This is a genomic window from Streptomyces sp. NBC_01283, from assembly GCF_041435335.1.
In the GTDB taxonomy this organism is placed as follows: domain Bacteria; phylum Actinomycetota; class Actinomycetes; order Streptomycetales; family Streptomycetaceae; genus Streptomyces.
The window spans coordinates 9,338,269-9,355,935 of the sequence record NZ_CP108430.1; the positions used below are offsets into that span (position 1 = coordinate 9,338,269).

General features: G+C 68.7%; 16 protein-coding genes, 1 tRNA gene and 2 pseudogenes. 7 read left to right on the plus strand and 12 right to left on the minus strand.

All coding sequences use genetic code 11. From position 1 onward, the window contains the following. The first annotated feature begins 882 nt into the window (after positions 1-882). From OG302_RS42210 to OG302_RS42225, 4 genes and pseudogenes are all read left to right on the plus strand, one after another. Positions 883-1,182, plus strand: coding sequence for a hypothetical protein (locus OG302_RS42210; RefSeq protein ID WP_371524613.1), 300 nt, complete (start codon positions 883-885; stop codon positions 1,180-1,182). After that, positions 1,179-2,798, plus strand: coding sequence for a helix-turn-helix domain-containing protein (locus tag OG302_RS42215; RefSeq protein WP_371524611.1), 1,620 nt, complete (start codon positions 1,179-1,181; stop codon positions 2,796-2,798). Before OG302_RS42210 ends, OG302_RS42215 begins: the two co-directional genes overlap by 4 nt. Beyond that, positions 2,799-3,181 (plus strand): annotated as a pseudogene (locus OG302_RS42220) (hypothetical protein). 58 nt (positions 3,182-3,239) lie between these two features. After that, a tRNA-Met gene (locus tag OG302_RS42225) sits at positions 3,240-3,313 on the plus strand. A 241-nt stretch (positions 3,314-3,554) separates the two neighbouring features. On the opposite strand, the gene OG302_RS42230 is transcribed toward OG302_RS42225, so the two are convergent. After that, positions 3,555-4,379: a dimethylarginine dimethylaminohydrolase family protein gene (locus OG302_RS42230; protein WP_371524609.1), complete on the minus strand. Its 825-nt coding sequence runs from the start codon at positions 4,377-4,379 to the stop codon at positions 3,555-3,557. Between the two features lie 705 nt (positions 4,380-5,084). On the opposite strand from OG302_RS42230, the gene OG302_RS42235 reads away from it, so the two are divergent. Next, positions 5,085-5,486, plus strand: coding sequence for a GerW family sporulation protein (locus OG302_RS42235; protein WP_371524607.1), 402 nt, complete (start codon positions 5,085-5,087; stop codon positions 5,484-5,486). 221 nt (positions 5,487-5,707) lie between these two features. Here OG302_RS42235 and OG302_RS42240 read toward each other — a convergent pair. Then, a pseudogene (locus OG302_RS42240) lies at positions 5,708-6,295 on the minus strand (metallophosphoesterase); the annotation flags it as partial. Positions 6,296-6,405: 110 nt separating this feature from the next. Between OG302_RS42240 and fabG the strand changes: the two are divergent. Then, on the plus strand, positions 6,406-7,170 hold the full coding sequence (gene fabG / locus OG302_RS42245; protein WP_371524605.1) for a 3-oxoacyl-ACP reductase FabG: 765 nt from the start codon (positions 6,406-6,408) through the stop codon (positions 7,168-7,170). A gap of 66 nt (positions 7,171-7,236) precedes the next feature. Here the strand turns inward: fabG and OG302_RS42250 are convergent, their stop codons facing one another. Genes OG302_RS42250 through OG302_RS42290 form a run of 9 tightly spaced genes read right to left on the minus strand, consistent with a single transcriptional unit; the run spans position 7,237 to position 15,410 of the window. Beyond that, complete coding sequence (locus OG302_RS42250) at positions 7,237-7,509, minus strand: acyl carrier protein (protein ID WP_371524603.1); 273 nt, start codon at positions 7,507-7,509, stop codon at positions 7,237-7,239. Positions 7,510-7,555: 46 nt separating this feature from the next. Next, on the minus strand, positions 7,556-7,963 hold the full coding sequence (locus OG302_RS42255; protein ID WP_371524602.1) for a 3-hydroxyacyl-ACP dehydratase FabZ family protein: 408 nt from the start codon (positions 7,961-7,963) through the stop codon (positions 7,556-7,558). Between the two features lie 40 nt (positions 7,964-8,003). Next, on the minus strand, positions 8,004-8,390 hold the full coding sequence (locus tag OG302_RS42260; RefSeq protein WP_371524598.1) for a hypothetical protein: 387 nt from the start codon (positions 8,388-8,390) through the stop codon (positions 8,004-8,006). Positions 8,391-8,425: 35 nt separating this feature from the next. Continuing rightward, positions 8,426-9,982, minus strand: coding sequence for a phenylalanine aminomutase (D-beta-phenylalanine forming) (locus tag OG302_RS42265; protein ID WP_371524596.1), 1,557 nt, complete (start codon positions 9,980-9,982; stop codon positions 8,426-8,428). After that, on the minus strand, positions 9,979-11,595 hold the full coding sequence (locus OG302_RS42270) for an AMP-binding protein (protein ID WP_371524594.1): 1,617 nt from the start codon (positions 11,593-11,595) through the stop codon (positions 9,979-9,981). The genes OG302_RS42265 and OG302_RS42270 overlap by 4 nt, the downstream gene beginning before the upstream one ends. Positions 11,596-11,634: 39 nt before the next feature. Further along, on the minus strand, positions 11,635-12,624 hold the full coding sequence (locus tag OG302_RS42275; protein ID WP_371524591.1) for a beta-ketoacyl synthase N-terminal-like domain-containing protein: 990 nt from the start codon (positions 12,622-12,624) through the stop codon (positions 11,635-11,637). Continuing rightward, positions 12,612-13,817 (minus strand): beta-ketoacyl synthase, encoded by a 1,206-nt coding sequence (locus tag OG302_RS42280; protein WP_371524589.1) that lies wholly within the window; start codon positions 13,815-13,817, stop codon positions 12,612-12,614. Before OG302_RS42280 ends, OG302_RS42275 begins: the two co-directional genes overlap by 13 nt. A 5-nt stretch (positions 13,818-13,822) precedes the next feature. Further along, on the minus strand, positions 13,823-14,065 hold the full coding sequence (locus tag OG302_RS42285; RefSeq protein ID WP_371524587.1) for an acyl carrier protein: 243 nt from the start codon (positions 14,063-14,065) through the stop codon (positions 13,823-13,825). A gap of 43 nt (positions 14,066-14,108) precedes the next feature. Further along, the gene (locus OG302_RS42290; RefSeq protein ID WP_371524585.1) at positions 14,109-15,410 is read right to left on the minus strand and encodes an activator-dependent family glycosyltransferase; all 1,302 of its coding nucleotides are present in this window, start codon (positions 15,408-15,410) and stop codon (positions 14,109-14,111) included. Between the two features lie 208 nt (positions 15,411-15,618). Here OG302_RS42290 and OG302_RS42295 point away from each other — a divergent pair, with 208 nt between their 5' ends. Beyond that, on the plus strand, positions 15,619-17,004 hold the full coding sequence (locus OG302_RS42295; RefSeq protein ID WP_371524583.1) for an NDP-hexose 2,3-dehydratase family protein: 1,386 nt from the start codon (positions 15,619-15,621) through the stop codon (positions 17,002-17,004). Between the two features lie 18 nt (positions 17,005-17,022). Here the strand turns inward: OG302_RS42295 and OG302_RS42300 are convergent, their stop codons facing one another. After that, positions 17,023-17,460, minus strand: a complete 438-nt coding sequence (locus OG302_RS42300; protein ID WP_371524581.1) for a YidB family protein — start codon at positions 17,458-17,460, stop codon at positions 17,023-17,025. Between the last annotated feature and the right edge of the window lie 207 nt (positions 17,461-17,667).

Sequence of the window (17,667 nt, forward strand, 5' to 3'; positions counted from 1 at the left end):
GGACCACATGGGTTCCCCGGCCCGGCAATGAACGTCCCGCCGACCCCGATCGGGGATCTGTCCTTGCCCAAGTGCCCCTGTACCAGCGGTGCATGTGCATGGACTTTGAACGGTGTGACCCCGCGCCGCAACGCGTACATGCCGACGGGCCTGCCCGCGCTCTCGAACCACGGTCGGCGCCCGAAGCGCCCGAAGCGACCATTGCACCCGACGACGATGGCGGTGAAGGACGAGCGCACGGGGGAGTGGCGCAGTGCACCGGCGCCCGGCGCGCTGCCGGCCGTGTACGAGCCGGTGGAGTGCGAGGTTCCCGACGGGCACCCGGTGTCGAAGGGCAAGTTCGCGCGCCACCACCAGCGCACCCCTGACCAGATGCTGGTGGAGGAGTCCTTCGACTGGTGCCGGCCGCTGACGGACGCGGAATGCATGAAGCCCTATGCCGTCGGCATCGACGTCAACCTGGCGTTCGCCGCGGCCGCGAACCGCCTCACCGTCGGTCTGGGCTGCCCCACGCACGTCCAACGCCCGACTGCCTTCACCGTTCACGGCGAAGAGGGAGCATCCGGAGGGCCCGGCTTGGTATGCCACACCCCCCGGTCGCCTACGCGGTGGAGCTCGGCCACCTGGTCCAACCGATCGAAACGTCCGCTACGAGCACGGCGGGCTCCGGCCTTCCCTGCGGGGGTGGCAGACTCCCCGCCGTCTCCTTGGGGAGGATCTGCCGCTGTCCCGTTGAGGGGCTGCGAATGGGGGCTTCGGTATGCGCGGAGCACTGGCGTGGCTGGCCGGCGCGAGGCGCAACAGAGAGAGCGGTCAGGGGCAGGGGTGGGTAGTTCCGGTAGCCCGATTCTCTCATGTCAATGAATGAGGGATGGTCAATGAATGAGGGATGGTCAAAGAATTGATGTTTGTGTCCATATCTGGGATGATTCGGTTGTGTCGGATGTGGATGATGAGCGTGAACTGGCTGAGGCGGTGGCCGTGTTGCGGGCCGCCGAAGCGCGGGTGACCGCAGCGTTGCGTGTCTTTTTGGCCCGGGATCCGGTCACGGGCCGCCCGGTGCACGGCCGGATCGGCCGTGCGGCACAGCTGACCGGCTGGGGCGAACAGCGCGTGAAAGAGACTGTCACCCCGGCCCTCGCCGAGCGCCGCCGGGGCAAGCGCAAGGACACCGGCGCATGAGTGACTTCGATGCGATCGACTCGCTCCTCGCCTCCGTGACCCCCCAAGCCACGTTGCCCCCACATGCAGCACGACGGGAACTGCGAGAACAAGCCCGCCTGTCGAAGACACAGATTGCTCAGGCGCTCGGGGTGAGCCCGTCCACAATCGCCGCCTGGGAAAACAGCCGGGATCCCGCGGGCGAGGTCCGCACCCGCTACGCCTACCTCCTGCAGGGCCTGGCCGCCAAAGCCGCCGAAGAATCGCCCGGCGCCGCCCCCTGGACTCAAGAGACCGCCCCGACCGCAGCCCAGCAGACCGCTCCGGTGCCGGCACCGGAGACAACGTCAGAACCGGCCGGCGCAGCCGCCACCTCAGGCCCGGCAGGGGACGAGGACGACGTCGAAGCCTTGGCCCTGCCGGAGCCGTGTGTGTTGTGTGGCCAGCCGGCCCGGCAGCGCGTGGCCGGCTTCCCCCAGCACCTGGATTCCGCCCACTGCCAAAACCCCGCCCCGCCCACCGCCCCCGCCGCATCGGCTCTCGCTGCACCGGCTGCCGCCACACCAGCCGCCGAACCGCAGCCCCCCTCCACACCCCGCCACTCCGCCGCCCCATCCGGCGCGCAGCACCCTGGCCCGGCCGGGCGCACCAAGACGCCGACCCGACGTGCATTCCAGCCCTCCGACAATCCGGTCGGCCTGATCACCCGCGCCGTCCAGAGCACCCTCGCGCAGCATCACGGCGACGTGGAAGCAGCGACCGCAGCCTTGGTGAAGAAGGCGGTCCCGGACGCGATGGCCCTGCTGGACGAGACCCGCAAAGGCGCCCGCTACGACGTCATCGCCCACCCCTGGATCCCAGACGTCCTCAAAAAGCAGACCTCCCGCGGCCCGGACCAGATCTGGGAAGCCCGCCCCAAATGGACCCGGCCCCAACTCCCGCCCGGCCACCACCAGGTCACCGCCCTAGACATCAACGGCGCCTACCTCTCCGCCCTCAAAACCCATCTGCCGATCGGCCAGCTCGAACACTCCACCAACACCGGCCACGACCGCCGCCGCGCCGGCATCCACCTCATCACCCCACCCGCCTGGGAGCACGACGCCTACTTGCCCAACCCGATCGGCGAGCGCGACGAGCCCGGCCCCCTGTGGGTCACCGAGCCCACCCTGCGCCTGCTGCTGCGCCTGTCGGGCTCGAAGTACGGGCTGTGCGAGGCGCCGGAAGTCCACGAGTCCTACACATCGGGGGCGACGGAGAACCTGCTGGAGAAGTTCCGCATCGCGCTCAAGGACGCCCGCGACACCGCCATCGCCGACGGCGACGCGGTCACCCTGGAGTACGTGAAGGCGATGTACTCGAAGTTCGTCTCCACCATGGGGGAGTCGAACTACAACCGGGAGCTGTACCGGCCGGACTGGATGCACATCATCCGCTCCCAGGCCTTCGCCAACCTCTGGATGAAGGCGCTCAAAGCCCACGACGAAGGACTCGCCGTCGTCCGAGCGATGGGCACCGACGAACTCCACGTCATCGGCGACTGGCGCCGTGTCTTCCCCGAAGGCCGCGGGGTTACCGAGGTCAAGGTCAAAGACCTCTACACCGCAGGCACCGACACGATGGGGGAGAAGCGGTAAATGCCGGAGCGCAACAGCGACTTCGGAAGGTTCGGCGCGAGCGGCGTCAGGGGAAGCGAACTGGTCGGGCAAAAGCTCGACGACCTCGCCGGCGGCATCGCCACCCCCATCACCGAGAAACGCGGTCTCATGGCGCGCCTCAACGCGAACGGCTGCACCAGGGTGGAGATCCACCCCCTCAACCAGTCCGGCGTCGCCCGGCCGCTGCAGCGCGACGTTCCCTCCGGCACATGAACGTGCGCCGCTGGGACCGGATCGTCGGCGCGTGGGCAGCCGGTGACCACCAGGGCCTGGACGCCGCCTGGACCGACGACGTCCTGCCTGATCTTGGGTCCCAGTACGGAGCGTACGAGTACTGCACCAACGTCGGCTTCGCTGCATAGCCCCTGGCCGGAGGTGGTCTGCGGAGCGCGCGGGATGGCATACCGTGGGCTTCACCGACGCGGGGTGGAGCAGCTCGGTAGCTCGCTGGGCTCATAACCCAGAGGTCGCAGGTTCAAATCCTGTCCCCGCTACTCGGCGCCTCGCCCGGCCGGGCGGATGCGCATGCACCCTGTCAATGGGATCACCCGGACACGCCCTAACCCAACCACCCATCGTGAAGGTGTGAAAGCCCCTCAGGTGTGAGGGCAGCCAGATGTACATACGTGAAGCCCCGGCTGGACGGGGGCCAGCCGGGGCAGTCGGTGGGGTGGCGGGGGTCTGCCGCCTCACGCCGGGTGAAGCGAACCACGCCGGAGCGGTGACGCTCAAGGGCTACGACAGCGGGAAGGGGGACGCGTCGGCCGGGGCCGGGTTGTCGAGGGTGAGGGCGGTGCAGCGTATGCCGCCACCGCCTTTGCGGAGTTGGGTGGTGTCCAGTTCGGCTACGGTCAGGCCGCGTTCGCGCAGGGTGGCAGCGAGCCTGGGGGCGCCCACGGTCATGGTGACCGTCGTGCCGTCGCTGATGAGGTTGAGGGCGAACGCGCGGGCCTCCTGCGCACCGACCTCGATGAGGTCCAGGCCCAGGTCGCGCAGCCGGCCGCGGCTCGGGGCCGCCAGCGCCTGCGGGTGGTAGGCGAGGGTGCGCCCGTCGATGACCGCGACGGCCAGGTCCAGGTCGTACCACTGATCACTCGCGGTCTGCAGCGGTACCATCTCGTGGCCGAACAGCTCGGCGATGAAGGCGTGTATGCGCCGGTCGGTGCGGCGCCCGTACCCGGCGAGCAGGAACCGGCCGCAGGCCAGCGCGTCACCCTGGCCGCTGAAGGGGTACGGCGCGTCGAAGACGTCGAACCCGCTCTCCTTGAGTGCGGAGCGGAAGTAGGGGATCTCCTCCTGGCGCGCGGCCGGCGGGGCGCCCAGTAACGCGCGCTGGTCGCAAACAAACGCGCCGTTGGCGGTGTAGACCATATCCGGGCACTCGGGAGCTGACTCCATGACGCGGACGGTGCGTCCGGCCGCTCGGTGCGCGGCGGAGAGCGCCTCGTGCTCGACCAAGGCTGCCTTGACGTCGGGCTGGCAGCTCATGTCCATGTAGGGGTTGATCTCATAGTCGATGCGGAAATGGGCAGCGCTGGACATCAGCAGGTCACGGTTCATGTGGAATCTCCAGAGGAAGAGGAGCCTGCAGGCCCGCCGCAGCACGGCGGGTGGCACGAGCCGTGGGGGCAGGGAAGGCTGATGCTGTGTCAGCAGGCAGAACGTGCCTCCCGTGGGGCGGCGGCACTACTGTGGCGTATTTTGCGCTGGGTGTCCTGCTGACAAGACACGTTCGTCCCTCAGGAGAGAGGCCCGGGGTCCCGTCGAGTGCCTGCTTTCCTACTGGGAGGGTGACATTCCACAGTAGTGACCATGCTCAAGTGGCTGTTGTCGTTCCGAGCTTGAGGGCAGGGTTCAGTTGGTCAGGCACAGGTTCGGCGACTCTGTGGAAGTGGTGGCCTGTCGTGTTGTCGCTCCTGGGAGTCCACTGTGCAGTCGGGTCGAGATGACCGGGCTGGGTGCTGGAGGCCCACCAGATCCTGGCGTCCGTGTCGAACTGGCGAGCGTGAAGCCCTCGATCGAGAGGCCTCCTTCGCCGTGGGTCTCTTCGACCTCAACTGCTGGGAGTTCTGGTGGGGTTACGCGCCCTCTCGCGCCGGAAAGGCGATCACCGCGAACATGCCCGGTTGACGCCCCCGCCCTGACTGCAGCCGCGTGTATCCTCACCGCAGTGGACTGCTTCGCCTGTGTCGAGATTCGAATTTACTCCCCGGTCACCGTCGACCTTCTGAGCCCGGCCGAACACCCGGCTGAGGGCGGCCCCCGATGACCGCCCCCGAGAACGCGCCGCCGGGAGCGACGACGGCCGACCATGCCTTCACCGTTCTGCTGGAAAAGCTGGCCGGCAAGCTCGGCGGCCGGTCCCCGGGCGCCATCGTGTTCGGCGAGCCCATCGTGAGCCAGGGCGTCACCGTGATCCCCCTGGCGCGCATCGGGTTCGGCTTCGGCGGCAACGCCGGCCAGAAGGCCGGTGAGGACGGCCTGGTCGGCGGGGGCGAAGCAAGGCCGCTCGGCTTCATCGAGATCAAAGAAGGCAGGACCACGTACAAGCCCATCCGCGATCCCTGGGTGAACGTCCTCGTAGGGGTGGCGGGCGGCCTTCTGGCCGGGGCGGCCGGGGCGGCGATCCTTCGCTACCTGGCGCGACGGGGGCCGGCTCCTCGGTAGTCCGTCTCCGCCACGACAGCCGTGACCACGTGATCGCCCTCGGCGGCCCAACGTCTGCGCAGGCAGGCGAGATCAGGCGGGGCCGGCTGCGGGCAGGGCGGTGAGGGCGTCGTGTGTGTGCGGGGGAATTCGGCGCGCCGCTTGGGTACGGCCCGGGCGAGGACGGCCTCTTCCTGTGGGGGCAGGGTGATGTCGAGCCGGTGAGTGAAGGTCCGGACGGCCCGTACGCCGTCGTAGACGGTGCTGCGCGGGATGTGCAGATGCCCGTAGACGACGGCCCGTACATCGAAGCGGGTGTGCCAGTCGGCGGTGCGCACGGTGCCGCACCACTGCACGAACTCCTGATGAGTCATCACCTCGGTGGGGTGCCGCACGAGCGGCCAGTGGTGGACCAGGACTAGCGGCGGCTGCCCGGGCCCGGTGACCTCGGCCAGCCGCCGCTCGGTCGCCTCGACGCGTGCCGCGCACCAATCCTGCCGGCCGGGGTAGGGGTCCTCGGGCGTGAGCACGTCGAGACGGCGGCACATCTCCACCAGCGCCTCGTAGCGCCGCACGCCGCGCAGCGGACTCAACTCCTGCTTGACGGTCTACAGTTCGTGATTGCCGGGCACCCGGATCACCCGCGCGAACCGCTCCCGCAGCAGGGCGAGGGCCCCTTCGATGTCGGTCATCAACTCGCCCACGTCACCGGCGACGATCAGCCGGTCGTCGGGGGATTCGGGCTTCAACTCGGGCGCGATGGAACGGGTTTCGCCGTAGGAGATGTGCAGGTCACTGATTGCTCGCAGCGCGCCCTCGACCTCCGTCATACGATCAGCATAGGCGGCGCCACAGACGCAACGCCCTCTTAAGTCCTCCGCTAGGCGCCGTATAGGAAAGCAGGCGACGCTCGTTCCTTCTTCCTTGGATAGGAGCGGGCATGTCCCATGATTCGAGCGAGGCCGGCGCGGCCGCGGAAGCCGGCCCGGTGGCCCTGGTGACCGGCGGGTCACGGGGGATAGGGCGGGCGATCGCGATACGGCTGGCGCGCGACGGGTTCGACGTTGCGTTGTGCTACCACTCCGACGCGGCCGCAGCCGAAGTGACGGCCAAGGAGGTCCGTGATGCCGGGCGGCGGGTGCTGGTCCGGCGCGTCGACGTCGCCGACCGCGACGGGGTTCGCGGCTTCGTCGCCGATACCGAGGACGGGTTCGGGCCCATCGCAGCGGCCGTGGCATCCGCCGGGATCACCCGGGACCGACCGCTCATGCTGATGTCCGACGACGAGTGGGACACGGTGCTGCGGACCAACCTCGACGGCACCGCCAACCTGCTGCGCGCGGTGGCCCGCCCGATGGCCCGGCGTGGAGCCGGGGCGATCGTCACGCTGTCGTCGGCCGCGGGAGTGGTCGGCAACGCCGGGCAGGCCAACTACTCCGCGTCCAAGGCCGGGATCATCGCGCTCACCCAGGCGATGGCGAAGGAGTTCGCGCGGCTCGGTGTGCGCGCCAATGCCGTGGCCCCCGGCTTCATCGACACCGACATGGTCGCCGCGGTGTCCAAGAGCGCTGTCCTCGACCGCATACCGCTGCGCCGCTTCGGCACACCCGAGGAGGTGGCCGGGATGGTCTCCTACCTGCTCTCGCCCCAGGCCGGATATGTCACGGGCCAGGTGTTCCGCATCGACGGCGGCGTGGCACTGTGAGCGGCTGCCTCTACCCGAGCGACGGGTGGAGGCCCACCGGAGAGCCGCACGGCGGCCCGTCGGCCGCTAACCCGCCGAATCCGGGACCCGGGTTCCGTCCAGGAGCCTGACGAGCAGGTCCCGAAGGGCGTTGACGGAGCGTGCGCGTTGCAGCTCGTCCAGGGGCAGCTCCACCTGGTAGTACTTCTCGAGCTGGGCGACGATCTCGATCAGGTTGAGGGAATCCGCCCGGTAGGAGTCGATGAAGTCCTGGTCGTCGTCGATCTCGTTCAAACTCAGGTCCAGAATGTCGGCGACGATCGATCGGATGCGTACGGCCGGGTGGTCGAGTTCCTGCATGTTCCGTCCTTCGGTCGGGGTTGGTCAGGGGGTGCGGGGCGCGGTCTCACGCGGGGGAGGGGCCGGGCAGCGAAGCAACCAGCAGGGAGCCGACATCGAGCACGCTGTTGCCCTTCACGTGGGACCGGCCCGTGAACTCGCAAGCGGTGCTGGAACTGTGCACGAGTCGGACCTCATGTTCCAGGACGTCCCCCGGGAAGGGCGACGAGCGGAACGCCAGGTCGCTCACTGAGACCAGCAAGGGGATGCGGTCCGGCGGACCGAGACCGGCCAACGTCCAGAGAAGCGAACAGGCCTGACCGAACGACTCCACCATGAGCGCCTGCGGGTACGCGAAGCCCGCGAGGGGCGTGTCCTCCGCGAGGTCCCGGTAACAGCCTTCGGAGCCGGTGATCGCCTTCGTGGCGACGAGCGAGGCGGGCGAGAACTCCCCGACGGTGTCGAGCAGAATCATCGGAGGACGCTGCCGCAGTAGGCCGCGCACCTGCGCATGGTCAAGCATGGGTCCCCACCGGTCCGAAGGTGGCGTCGAGTTCGACGGCCAGCCGGCGATCCGAGCGCACTATCCGGGCATGGGCGAAGATCCCCTCACCGTCCGGTTCGCGGGGGCGCACCCGGATGGTGAGTTCCAGTACGTCTCCCGGGAAGAGGGGCCGGACGAAGCGTGCTCGGTCGAGGCGGCGCAGTTGCAGGCCGCTGCCGTGGAGGCTGTCGACGGCCTGCTGCACCCAGTCCACGACGACCACTCCCGGCAGAATCGGGTAGCCGGGGTAGTGGCCGGCCATGTGATGGGCGCCGAGATCCACCGGAAGCCGCAGGACGGCCTGTGTGCCGTCGGGTGTCCGCTCGCTCCATGTCCAAGTCGCGGGCAGAGCGGACATGGTCGCTTTCGGCGCGGGGGCGGGCACGGTGGTCCTCAGCCCAGACCCGGGTGCGTCAGCAGCCGTTGGGCGAGCTCCTCCACGTACTCGGTGGTCGTGATGTCGTGGTCGAGGTACGGGATCAGCTCCCGGGTCCGTTCGTACAGGACGCGGGTGGCCGAGGACAGGCCCTCGGTACCGCGGATGTCGACCGCCTGGCAGGCGCACAGGAGCTCGAACGCCACCACGTGGGCCACGTTGTCCAGCACCTCCCGGGCACGGCGTGCCGCGACGAAACCGAACGAGACGATGTCCTGGAAGTCCGCGGTGGTGGTCAGGGACTGGATGGACATGGGCATCGCCATCGCCCGGGTCTCCGCGGTCAGCGAGGCGGTCATGAACTGCCCGCCCATCAGACCCAGCCGCAGGCCCGGATCCTCCCGGCACAAGAAGGGCGGCAGTCCGTTGCTGTTGCTCTTGTCCAAATACCGGTCGACGCGGCGGTTGGAGAGGTTCATCAGGGTCGTCATGGCGATCACCAGGTGGTCCATCGCCATGGACACGTACTGTCCGTGGAAGTGCCCGTTGTGGAAGACCTCCGCCTCATCGGGGTTGACGAGCGGATTGTCGTTGGAGGAGTTCAGCTCGTCCTCGACGGTCTGCTCGATCGTGCCCAGGCTGTCCAGGACCGGTCCCAGGATCTGGGGTGTGCACCGTATGGAGTAGGCGTCCTCGATCGACTGGGACCCGGCCTTCGCGGTGTCTGCGATCTCGTCCGCGAGGAGCTGCTCGATGTCGAGTTCGTCGACCGCGAGCTGGGAGTCGCCCAGCGTCTGCCACAGGTAGTCCGCGACCTCCCGCTGTCCGCGGTGCGGCTTGAGTGCGTGCACCCGTGGGTCGAACGGCTTGGTCTTGCCCCCCAGCGCTTCCACGGAGAGCGCCGAGATGAGCAGGTACGACTGCAGGAGCCGACGGGCCTGCTGCACATTGAGCGAGCCCAGGCCGACCATCCCCGAGGTGCCGTTGATGAGGGCGAGGCCCTCCTTGAAGCTCAGCTCCATCGGAGCGATGCCTGCCCGGCGCAGCGCCTCGGCGCCCGGCAGGACCTCGCCGCCCAGCCGCGCCTTCCACTGGCCTATGCAGACCAGCGCGATGGCGGCGAGCGGGCCGAGGTCGCCGCTGGTGCCCAGGGAGCCCTTCTGCGGTACGCAGGGCACGATTCCCGCGTTCACCACCGCGATGAACTTGTCCAGGTTGGCCAGGGAAATGGCCGAGTTGCCACGGGAGAGCGATGCGATGCGGGACACCATGATCGCGCGGACGGTGACGTCGTCCAGGCGTTCGCCCACGTTGGTCGCCACCGCGTTGAGCAGGTTCTCCTGCAGCTGGCGTGCCATGGAAACGGGTACGAGCCAGTCGACGAAACCCCCCATGCTGGTGGTGACGCCGTAGATGATCCGGCCGTCCGCCACGAACTTTTCCAGCGTGCGCCGGGAGGCGTCGACTCGCTCGCGCACGGCACCGTCCAGGGCCAGCCCGGGGCCCTGTGCGGCGGCGATCGACTCGATGTCCGCCAGCCGTACGCGGCGGTCCAGGGACAGGGTGTACGTCATACAGGGCTCCTCAGTGTCGGATCGATGTCAGTGGGCCCGTAGGGCACAGCGGTGGTCACAAGGCGTGCGAGCAGCACCCGGTCGACCTTGCCGTTCTCGGTCAGGGGAAGATCGGCCAGGGGCCGAATCCGGCGCGGCGTCATATAGGCCGACAGCTCCTGGGCGCAGAAGGCGAGCGCTGCGTCCTCGTCGAACGGCGCCGTTGTGTCGTCCAGCACGATGCCTGCCATCAGTACGTGGTCGCCGCCGCGCGGCACGAGGGTGGCGGCAGCCGACGTCACGGCAGGCAGCCGGGCCAGAACGCCCTCCACTTCGCCCAGTTCGACCCTGTGGCCGCGGATCTGCACCTGGGAGTCGGCGCGGCCGACGAAGTACAGTTCGTCTTTCTCGTCCAGGTAGGCCAGATCGCCGGTGCGGAGCACCGCCTGCCCGTGCCGCGGGTCCAGCGGGTCGGGAACCAGCACCTGGGCGGTGGCCCCAGGGTCGTCCCAGTAGCCGCTGAACAGTGCGGGGCTGCGCAGATGGATCTCTGCGACCACCCCTGGCTGCGTCACCACACGTCCGGCCGTGTCCACCAGAGTCATCTCGGCTCCACGGTGGGCGCGCCCGATCGACAGCGTCTGCTGTCGCGCGGGCAGCGGGTCGGGCACGTCGGTGAACGAGGCGGCCATCGACTCGGTCGCGCCGTAGCCGTTGACCAGGCGGGTGCCGGCCAGCATCTCCTGGAGCCGACGCAGTTCGGCAAGGGGGAAGCCCTCGCCGGCGAAGACCACCGAGCGCACCTTGTCCAGCCGCTTCAGCAGCTCCGGATCGTGGCGCAGGACCGGACGCCACAGCGAGGGCACGCCATGGACCTGGGTGACGTCGGCGTCACGAAGGAAGTTGACCATGCGCCGGGGCGAGTCGAGGTACTCGCGTCCCACCGGCACCAGGGTCGCACCGCTCCCGAGAGCGATGCCGATCCCGAAGAGCGCGAAATCGAACGGGAGCGGAGAGGTGCTGGCGACCCGGTCGGTGTCGCTCACCAGTCCGTCAGCGATCACTGCGCGCAGGAACGTGACGATCGCCCGATGGCTCATCACCACGCCCTTGGGACGCCCGGTCGACCCGGATGTGAAGATGATGTAGGCCGTGTCGACGGCGAGTACCCGCCGGCGTCGCCGCGTCCGGCGCGCCGGCGGCTGTTCCGTCGTCAACCCGCTTCGCCCGAAGCGCGCGGTGCCACCGGCCCACGGCAGGTCACGCCGGTCCAGGCCGTCCGCCCGGACGTGGAGTGCCGGCTCGACCGACTTCAGAATCGCCAGGAGGCGGTTGTCGGGAGTCTGCGGACTGACCGGGACGAACGGCAGACCCAGCTTGGCGCAGGCGAGCAGCAGCGCCACCGCCGCCGCGCAGCTGTGTGCTTCCACAACGACCCGGTCGCCGACATCGAGGCCGAGCGGCTCCAGGGCTCGGGTGTACTCCTCCACGAGCGCGCTGAGTTGCCGGTACGAGACCTCGGTGAGCGTCCCGGTCTCGTCGGGTTCCACCACGGCGGCCTTGTCCGGTGTACGGGCGGCGGGAGCCAGGAGGTACTGGCAGAGGTTGTCCGCCGTGGGGTCATGAAGTTCCACAGTGTCTCCCCGCCGAGTGCCGTCCATACGATGTGCGGCTCACTCCGGGACGCCCTTCAGTACGGCGACCGACAGCAGGCCGTCAGGATCCGCCGCGACGATGACGGCAGGCAGCGTCGCCTCGTCCAGGAGCCCCGCGAGCTGAAGCAGCGCGTGGGCGCTGTAGCAGTCCCCGATCCGCTCCTCATCGCTGACTTGCCTCGCCTCGGGCAGGGCTTGGACAAGTCCGCTGCGCTGAGCCTCGTCCACCTCGTGGACACCCGTGTGACGGAAGGCCACCGCCGACACCTCCGGCGCGGACACGCCCGCCCGTCCCAGCGCTCGGGCGAGCGAGTCGGTGAACTGCCCGGCGGAGAAGCCGGCAACCGCCCGCACGCCCACGGCGGCGACCGCCGCGAGCGCCTTCCGGCCGGCGGCCCGGGCCGAGTCCCTGCCCTCCAGCACGAAAGCGGCCGCGCCCTCGCCCTGGACCTGCTGGCCGCGGGCCGCCCGGGCGAGCCATGAAGTCGGTCCGGTGAATTCCTCCGAGGCGGCGGCGAGCACCGCGTCGGTGTGCCCGGCCCTCAGCATGACCACGGCATGGCGCAGCACGGCAAGGCCGGTCGCCGGCCCGGCGGTGACCGTCGCGTTGGCGCCCCGGAGGCCATAGACGATGGCCGCTGCTCCCGCCGGCGAACTGAGCACGCAGTGGGAGGACTTGGCGGCGGCCACCATATGCGGACGCGGCTGGGAGAAGGTGTCCATGCCGAACTCGACCATGCCGGTGACGCTGCCCGCTGCCGTGCCCAGCGTGACGCCGATGCGATCACGGTTCTCGTCGGTCACCCGCAGGCCCGCGTCATCGAGCGCCCTGCCGCAGGCGACCATGGCCAACTGGGCACTGCGGTGGTTGTATTGAGCGGTTCTGCGGCCGAGCACTGCCTCACCGTCGAAGGAGCCGACGGTGAAGGCCGGTCCGGACGGCGGAGTGTGCGCCTGGGGGACGGGATCCGGCCAGATGGTCCCCCGGCCCGAGATCACGATGTGCATGGAGCACTCCCGAAGAGGACGATGGCGTTGTTGCCGCCGAAACCGAAGGCGTTGTTCTGGGCCACGCGAACGGTCGCCTCCCGGGCGGTGCCGGCAACGGGATCGATGCCGTCCAGTTCCGGATCCGAGTGGCGATGGTTGATGGTGGGCGGGATGAAGCCCCTGCTCATTGCCAGTGCGCAGGCGATGCTGCCGAAGCCACTGGCCGCCCCCATGGTGTGCCCCAGCATGGACTTGAGGGAGCTGACCGGTGGCGTCGTCTCGCCGTACACACTGCGGATGGCCTGTGCCTCCACCCGGTCGTTGAGCCGAGTGCCCGTACCGTGCGCGCAGATGTAGTCGACCTCGTCCGGCGTCACACCGGAGCGCCGCAGCGCGCTGTCCATGGTCCGCGCGATGCTCTTCGGCTCCGGCGCCGAGGGATGGTAGGCATCGCAGCTGACCGCATATCCCAGCACCTCGGCATAGATACGGGCACCCCGTTCGATCGCGCCGTTCAGGGTCTCCAGGACCAGCGCCGCACCGCCCTCCGCCGTCAGCATGCCGTCCCGTTCCCGGTCGAAGGGCCGGCAGGTGTCCTTCGCGAGGGCGCCCAGCCGGTTGAACGCGGCATGGGTGAACCGGCTCACCGCGTCGGCGCCACCGGCCACGGCGACGGGGACCTCTCCGGAGCTGACAAGGTCGTACGCGTAGCCGATGGCGCAGTTGGCCGCCGCGCACGCGGCCGAGAACGTCATCGTCTCGCCCGTGGCACCGACCTCCTGAGCGGCCGCCAGGGCCAGGCGGCCGGCGGGCAGTTGCGCGGCGAGCGTGCCGTCAGGGGTCGCCGGACCGTTCAGGTACCAGGACTCGGTCATCGCCACGACGTTCGGAATCTCGCCCGACGTCGTTCCCATGAGGACGGCGGCGTCATCGCCGAAGTCCTGGATGCCGGCGTCGTCCGCCGCCAGGCGGGCAGCGGCCGCGGCGAAGAGCGAGGCCCGTCCCCAGTCGGCGACGTTCAGCCGGGTGATCAGTTTCCCGGCGTCGAAGTCCGCCACCTCACCTGCCATCTGGTGCTCGAACCCCGACACGTCGAACGAGGAGATCCGCGAGATCCCGCTCTTCCCCGCCCGCACGGCATGGCAGAAACCGTCCGCTCCGATCCCGATGCTCGACACCGGCCCGAGGCCGGTGATGACCACTCGGTGCACTGCGACTACCATCCCGCCGCGTCGGCCACGACCTTGTACGTGGAATGGAGATCGGTCATCTTCTCCAGGTCGCTCGCGTCGATCATGACGTCGTACCGCTGCTCGATCCGGCTCAGCAGCTCGACAGCCAGCAGCGAGTCGGCGCCCAGGTCTTCGGTGAAGCTGGCGGCCCGCTCCACTTCTTCGGGTTCCACGGTGAAGATGTCCGCTGCCATGTCCCGCAGCTCCGCCATTCGATCTGACAGCATGGTGAGGTTCCTCCTTGGGTGCCAAGAGCAGGACGAGACGGGCTCAGCGGGAGCGATAGCGGGCCGAGAGCTTTTCCAGTTCGGGGACCAGTTCGCTGGGTGTCGGCTGCGTGGCCTGTTCCCTGCGCAGCCTGTCGGCGCCCTCCCGGAACGCCGGCTCCTCCAGCAGCCGCACCAGGCACTCGCGGACCCGCTCCCCGGACAAGTGCGGCCTTGATATGTAGAGGCCTCCCTGGGCCTCCTCCAACAGCGGGGCACGCAGGTCGATGTCACCGACAACCCGGCCGACCATCAACTGCGGAACGCCGTTGGCGATCGACTCCATGAATGCGGGAATCCCGCCGTGATGGATCACAGCTGAGCACGTGGGGACCACCGCGTGCAAGGGGACGAACTCCGTCAGCATCGCATTGGAGGGAACCCGCTTCAGATTTCTCCGGACTTTTTCCGGTGCCGTCACCACCAGTTCGATATCCAGATCGGCCAGGGAGTCGAGTATCTGCTGTAACTGCCTGACGGAAACGGCCTGGTATTCCCTTCCCTTGTTCTGGCTGATCCCGAAGGTGGCCAGAACGCGCGGCTTCTGCGGGGGGCGGCGGGCCCATTGGGTCACGACGGCGGGCCCGTGGTAGGAGACATAGCGCAGGGGTATGTGCGGCACATCCGATTCCAGCCGCATGGAACCCAGCATGTGCTCGATGGTGAAGTGTCCGGTCACCATCTCCTCGGAGTACGACTTCCCGAACTTCTCCGCCCAACGCCCCAGCCAATCCGCCAGTGCGTCCTCTCGCTCCTCGGGTGCCTGCTGTTCGCGGAGCTGGAGGAAGGCGCGCCGGGACCAGGCGTCGACATCGATCTCGGAGCGAATGCGCGCGCTGGCCGCGCCTGTCGCGCGGGCCACGATCGGCCCCGCGTGGCTCATCCACTCCCATACCACCAGGTCCGGCTTCCACCAGCGGCAGTAGTCGACCAACTCCTCGACCATCGCGTCGTTCACGCCCTTGAGGATCTCCGTGAAATACCGCGTTCTCAGGCGCAGCCGGTCCCAGGTCAGCGCCTCCTCGGTGTTCAAGGCGAAATCGAAGAAGAAGTCGTCCCTCGATCCGAGCTGCTCCAGGGTCCGCACGAGCTCCACCTGTTCCTCGGTGAACTGCTCGTACATCTTCTTCAGGACATCGGGGGGCCCGACCGGAACCGCCATCAGGCCCGACGCGGTCAGGGACTCGGTCAGGTCCGGGCTGCTCGAGACACGCACCTCGTGCCCCGCGGCCTGCAGTGCCCAGCCCAACGGGACCATCGGCTGGAAGTGAGTCCTCCAGGGCCAGGACACGATCAGGACGCGCACAGCACCAACTCCTCCATCGATAGCGGGATATCGAGAACCCTGGGCGGACTGCCTAAAGCCGGTCTTGGGCCGCCCTTGCTCGGCCGCCGGGGTCTGCCGATCCTCGGCTCCGCAAGGGCGGGCATAGATCGGCCCAAGCCTTGGTGCCCACACTCGCGGCAGGGCAGACCGATGCCGACGGCATCATCAACCTGGTGAGGAGCCGGCGTTGCAGAGTGCGAAGGACAGTCAGGATCGGCCGCAGCTCACGGATCGCGAGGACCCCGTGCTGCCCGAGCGCATCACACGGTCCGCAGCCGCACGGCGGGGCGAGTCCGTGGAGGACATCACCGCCTGGGTGCAACGGCGCCGCAAGGAAGTCGACCCCACGGTGCAGCGCATCCCGTTCGCGGAGCTCGACGGCTGGTCCTTCTCGCAGGAGACCGGCAACCTGGTGCACCGCAGCGGGCGGTTCTTCACCGTTCAGGGGCTCCGCGCCAGCATGGGTGAGCACCCCGACCGCGTGAGCTGGCACCAGCCCATCATCGCCCAGCTCGAGGTCGGCATCCTGGGCGTTCTTGCGCGGGAGTTCGACGGGGTCCTGCACTTCCTCATGCAGGCCAAGATGGAGCCGGGCAATCCCGGGCTGGTGCAGATCTCGCCCACCGTGCAGGCCACATACAGCAACTACACCAAGATCCACAAGGGTGCGGACGTCCGCTACCTGGAGTACTTCACCGACAGGTCCCGCGGCCGCATCCTGTCGGACGTGCTGCAAAGTGAGCACGGCTCGTGGTTCCGCCGAAAGCGCAACCGCAACATGGTCGTGGAGGTGACGGACCCGGTCCCCGACCACGAGGACTTCCGCTGGCTCACCCTGGGGCAGATCCATGAACTGCTGGGCCACGACAACACGATGAACTTCGACGCCCGCTCGGCTCTGGCCGGCCTGTACGGGGCCGGTGCTTCCTTCGCCCTGCACTCCGACACCGAAGTGCTGTCGTGGCTCGCGGCGCGGCGGTCGGTGACCCCGATCACCGGGGTGCCGGTCTCGCTCGCCGACATCCCGGGCTGGACGCGCGACGAGTACTCCATCCACCATGACGACGAACGGTACTTCCGTGTCATGGCCGTGTCGGTGCGGGCAGGCAACCGAGAGGTGGGCGAGTGGACCCAGCCGCTCTTCGAACCGAACGGCCAGGGCATCGTCGCGTTCCTGACCCGCACCTTCAACGGCGTGCCGCACGTCCTGGTCAGCGCTCGTGCGGAGGCCGGATTCTCCGACCTGGAGCTCGGTCCCACCGTGCAGTGCGTGCCGCGCAATCACGAGCACCTGCCTGCAGGGGAGCAGCCGCCCTTCCTCGGCGTGGTGAGGTCCGCCGCGCCGCCGCGGATCCGCTACTCGGCGCTGCTCTCGGAGGAGGGAGGCCGCTTCCTCAACGCGGTGAGCCGGTACCTCGTCGTCGAGGCCACCGAGAGTGAGGCGCCCCTGCAGGAACCGCCCGGGTTCCGCTGGGTCTCCCGCGATCAGCTCGCCGCGTTCACCCGGTACAGCCACTACGTCAGTGCACAGGCCCGTACCCTGCTGGTGTGCCTGAACACGCTCGAGGCATAGCGGGCAGGCGCTCCGGCGCTACTCGGAGACCTTCGCGAGGAGGATCTTCGCGATTCCCAGACCGACCGTCGGCGGGTTCTCGGGGTCGACGATCAGTGTTCCTTGCGGAGAAGCTCCGTCCACAAGTGCCGGCAGCTTCTCGACCGCCTCGGCGACGACATCGTCGACCGAGATCCCCGAAGCCGCGGCGAGGGCTTCCAGGTTGTCCTGGCCTATGCCGTTGACCACGTCCTGCCGCATGAGCGGCGTGTTGGCGCCTGTTGAAACCCAGGACTTCGCTTGGTACACCTGTGCGAGCGGAATCATGAGCCCCTGGGATTCGGCTCGGGCGAACGCTTCTTCACTCGTCTCCGTGAGGCCCGGTTCGGGTATCACGGCGACGCAGTAATAGCCGTCGAGATTTCCGGATGCGCTTTCATCGCCCTGCCCGGCAGGGGTTGAAAGATTCTCGGTCACGTAGACTCCATGGAGTTCGGAATGGGCGGTTCGGAGAAATCAACCAGCCTATTGATCGGGCGGTGAACCGCCCGGCAATGGTCCCACTCAGGGTCTTGTCGGACAAGGCTGATGGTGCCGCCCCTTGCGCACGCCCCGGATGAATTACCCGAAACGCAGGGCTGTCCTGGCGACCGGACATCGGGAGATTCGGGCGAATCCGGGCCG

Excerpts from the sequence above, each read along its gene's own strand:
- OG302_RS42210 (WP_371524613.1), top strand. The coding sequence starts at position 883 with ATGAGGGATGGTCAAAGAATTGATGTTTGTGTCCATATCTGGGATGAT.
- OG302_RS42215 (WP_371524611.1), top strand. The coding sequence starts at position 1,179 with ATGAGTGACTTCGATGCGATCGACTCGCTCCTCGCCTCCGTGACCCCC.
- OG302_RS42230 (WP_371524609.1), bottom strand. The coding sequence starts at position 4,379 with ATGAACCGTGACCTGCTGATGTCCAGCGCTGCCCATTTCCGCATCGAC.
- OG302_RS42235 (WP_371524607.1), top strand. The coding sequence starts at position 5,085 with ATGACCGCCCCCGAGAACGCGCCGCCGGGAGCGACGACGGCCGACCAT.
- fabG (WP_371524605.1), top strand. The coding sequence starts at position 6,406 with ATGTCCCATGATTCGAGCGAGGCCGGCGCGGCCGCGGAAGCCGGCCCG.
- OG302_RS42250 (WP_371524603.1), bottom strand. The coding sequence starts at position 7,509 with ATGCAGGAACTCGACCACCCGGCCGTACGCATCCGATCGATCGTCGCC.
- OG302_RS42255 (WP_371524602.1), bottom strand. The coding sequence starts at position 7,963 with ATGATTCTGCTCGACACCGTCGGGGAGTTCTCGCCCGCCTCGCTCGTC.
- OG302_RS42260 (WP_371524598.1), bottom strand. The coding sequence starts at position 8,390 with ATGTCCGCTCTGCCCGCGACTTGGACATGGAGCGAGCGGACACCCGAC.
- OG302_RS42265 (WP_371524596.1), bottom strand. The coding sequence starts at position 9,982 with ATGACGTACACCCTGTCCCTGGACCGCCGCGTACGGCTGGCGGACATC.
- OG302_RS42275 (WP_371524591.1), bottom strand. The coding sequence starts at position 12,624 with ATGCACATCGTGATCTCGGGCCGGGGGACCATCTGGCCGGATCCCGTC.
- OG302_RS42285 (WP_371524587.1), bottom strand. The coding sequence starts at position 14,065 with ATGCTGTCAGATCGAATGGCGGAGCTGCGGGACATGGCAGCGGACATC.